This is a genomic window from Sphingomonas sp. LH128 (assembly GCF_000293195.2).
GTDB classification, from domain to species: domain Bacteria; phylum Pseudomonadota; class Alphaproteobacteria; order Sphingomonadales; family Sphingomonadaceae; genus Novosphingobium; species Novosphingobium resinovorum_A.
In genome coordinates, this window is sequence record NZ_ALVC01000395.1 from 1 (window position 1) to 2,400 (window position 2,400).

Below are 2,400 nucleotides of genomic sequence, written 5' to 3' on the forward strand. Positions count from 1 at the left end.
GGTGATCCCGCCGCTGCTGGTGCTGGCCGTGTGCTTCTCGCTGGTGCTGACGACCGCGACGCCGGTTGCCGTCGGCGAGATTTCCCGCGCCGACAAGCTCATCGGGCAAGGCCGCAAGGCCATCGCCCGGGGTGACGGCATCGACGCGGAAATGAAGCTGCGCGCGGCGCTCGAACAGGGAGCCGCACCGCCAGAGGTCAACGCCTACATGGGCGAGGCATTGTTCGCACAGAGCCGCCGCGACCGCGCGCGGCCCTATCTTGCCCGCGGCGAGTTCACGCAAGGCAGCGCCGCCGAGGGCTGGCGCGCACTGGGGCTGCTGGAGCGGCTCGACGGCAACCTTCCGGCTTCCGGACGTGCCTACGACCGGGCACTGGCGATCACCCCGAACGATGCCGGGCTCTGGGTCGAGGTCGGGCGCCTGCGCTATGCGGGCGGCGAGCACCTGCTGGCGATCGAGGCGGCCGACCGCGCGCTGAAACTAGACGAGGGCAACGTGCGCGCGCTGGAATTCCGGGGTCAGCTGGTGCGCGATCGCTATGGCCTGCTGGCTGCGATCCCGTGGTTTGAGAGCGCGATCACGCACGATCCCAAGGACGTCTCGGTCCTGCTTGAATATGCCGCGACGCTGGGCGAACTGGGCCACGCGAGCGAGTGCCTGACGATCACCCGGCGCGTGCTCGAACTCAGTCCGAAGAACCCGCGCGCCTTCTACCTGCAGGCGGTGCTGGCGGCGAGGGCGGGCAACTACGGCCTCGCGCGCGGGCTGCTGGCGCGGACAAAGGGCAAGCTCGACGACCAGCCTGCCGTGCTCATCCTGCGCGGCATCACCGAGATCGCTGCCGACAACCCGGAAGCGGCGGCCGAGGCGCTCGAAGCGGCGCTGCGGCTGCGCCCGGGCAATATGCACGCCCGCGAACTGCTTCTGCGCGCGATCGTCATGGCGGGGCAGTACCGCTATGCCATCCTGCGCTTCGCCGACGACATCGCCGACGGTGACGCCTCGCCCTACATGCTCACCACCGTGGCGCGGGCCTGGGAAGTTCTCGGCGATCGTCAGCATGCAGGGGAGTTGCTTGATCGGGCGGCGAGGGGACAGGGCGCGCAGCTTCGGGTACTGGGCGAGAGCGGCCGCATCGGCCAGATGTTGCATCTCGGCCAGACCGGCGAGGCGCAAGTCGCAGCGGAGGCGCTGCGCCGGTCCGACCCCGGATTCTACGATGCGCAGGCCCTCGCAGGCGACGTGCAACTGGCGATGGGTCACGTCGCCGAGGCGCAGGAGCGCTACGCGCTGGCTTCGCAGATCCGGCTGCCGGAAAGCCTCTTCGAGCGCCGGTTCGCGGCCTATGCGATGGCGCACGACCAAAAGGGCGCGCGCGAACTGGTCGCCGCCTACCTCGGCCAGAACCCCACCAGCCGCCCGGCCTTGCGCGCGGCGGCGGAACTGGCGGTCGGCGCGGGCGATCTCGGGCGCGCCCGGACGATCCTGGCGTGGCTGCGCAACAATGGCGGCGAGGGCGACGTGGATCTGCGCGCAGACCTTGCCATGGCGGAGGCCGGCACCGGTGACCTTGCCGCTGCGCGGGAGAATGCGCTCGCGGCCTATCGCCTCCAGCGATCGAATCCGCTTGCGGCGCAGGCCCTGGGATACAGCTATGCGGCAAGCGGGGACTATGCCCCACAAGCGCGGGCGCTGCTCGACAAGGCGCAGGCGCTGCTTGGCAATACCGCGCCCGTCGCCGAGGCCCGTCGCCGGTTGCAGGGCAGGGCGGCACGCTAGGAGCCGGGCATGCTTCCGTGCCGTATTTTCGACGGCGACTACAGCTGAGTGGGTGGGAAATGGACGTTGTCCCACCCACCCCGCTCATGCTGAGCGGGGTGGGTGGTCTGATTGGGGTGGTGAGCGGTAGTTCATCCTCCCTGTTGCGAAGCAATGGGGAGGTGGCAGCCTGCAGGGCTGACGGAGGGGGTTCTACCCCTCCACCACCCGCTGCGCGGGCGGTCCCCCTCCCCATCGCTGCGCGACAGGGAGGATAAACCACCGCAAAGGGCGAAACCGGAAAAGCCGGTTTCGCGTGGGCCACCGGACCCGGTCACTTCGGCTGGTAAGTCTGCTCGATGCCGGGGAAGCTGCGATCGCGCACTTCTGCGGCGTACTGCGCGGCTGCTTCCGAAACCACCGAGCCCATGTCGGCATACTTCTTCACGAAGCGCGGCACCCGCTCGAACATGCCGAGCATGTCCTCGGTAACCAGTACCTGCCCGTCGCACTGTGCCGAGCCGCCGATGCCGATGCTGGGACAGGCGATGGCGCGGGTGGCTTCGATGGCGATCGTCTCGACGACGCCCTCGATCACGATCGAGAACGCTCCGGCTTCGTCGAGCGCCTTGGCATCGGCG

Annotated in this window: 2 protein-coding genes; one reads left to right on the forward strand and one right to left on the reverse strand. The window is 69.4% G+C overall.

Translation table 11 applies throughout. The features are described from left to right. On the forward strand, positions 1-1,780 hold a 1,780-nt coding region (locus LH128_RS26130), incomplete at its 5' end, for a tetratricopeptide repeat protein (protein WP_442800365.1). A gap of 313 nt (positions 1,781-2,093) precedes the next feature. Here the strand turns inward: LH128_RS26130 and LH128_RS26135 are convergent. Further along, positions 2,094-2,400: 3-methyl-2-oxobutanoate hydroxymethyltransferase (locus LH128_RS26135; protein WP_008829839.1), on the reverse strand; the 307-nt coding region annotated here is incomplete at its 5' end.